This window comes from Hydrogenibacillus schlegelii (assembly GCF_001653195.1).
Lineage (GTDB): Bacteria > Bacillota > Bacilli > Thermicanales > DSM-22653 > Hydrogenibacillus > Hydrogenibacillus schlegelii.
In genome coordinates this window covers 1-715 of the sequence record NZ_JXBB01000058.1, presented here as the reverse complement: position 1 = coordinate 715, position 715 = coordinate 1, and the positions used below count along the sequence as shown (strand labels likewise).

The 715-nt window shown below is 51.6% G+C and carries 1 protein-coding gene; it reads left to right on the top strand.

Annotation, left to right across the window (positions count from 1 at the left end):
- Positions 1-58: 58 nt before the first annotated feature.
- Positions 59-715, top strand: a 657-nt coding sequence (locus SA87_RS10895; RefSeq protein ID WP_211264230.1) for a hypothetical protein, incomplete at its 3' end; no start/stop codon positions are given.

Here is a 715-nt window from a genome sequence, read left to right as displayed (position 1 = left end):
ACACATATCGGAGGAGACCATTCGGAAGTACATCGAAGACCAGAAAGGAAAGTAAGCCGTGAGCAAAGCCGAGCGGATCAAAAACGCCCTTCAGGAGACAAAGGAGCGCAGGAAAACCCAAAGACCCATCGTCTTTCAGCTCAAACTCCAAAATCTATCCAGAAAGAAGGCGGAAAATCTTAGAAGGGCTTTTTTGGAGGCCAAGTGGTTCTACAACGGGTTAGTCTCGGATTTGGACAGACTTAACCGACCGGCCAACAAAGTGGGGACGGTGGAGGTGAAGGTCGGGGACGTTTTCGAAGAGAGGGAACTTGTCGTTCTCGGCTCCCAGATTAAGCAGGAAATAGCCGACAGGCTGAAAGACAACCTCCGGGCGCTTTCGAAGCTCAAACAGAACGGCCACAAAGTGGGGCGCCTCAAACCCAAGAAGTTTGTGAACTCCGTACCCTTAAAGCAGTACGGCGTGACCTACAGCCTGGACTTTGCCCGAAATAGGGTAAGAATACAGAAACTGGGGAGCTTCCGCGTCCTGGGGCTTCATCAGATCCCTCCCGATGCGGAGATAGCAAACGCCGTTTTGGTGAGCAAACCCAGCGGGTACTACCTTCACGTGACCTGTTACCTTTCCAAAGAGAATTCCCATCGCAAATCGATTGGTGGAGAAGTGGGGATAGACTTCGGGGTTGATTCGAAACTAACCCTGTCCAACGGGATC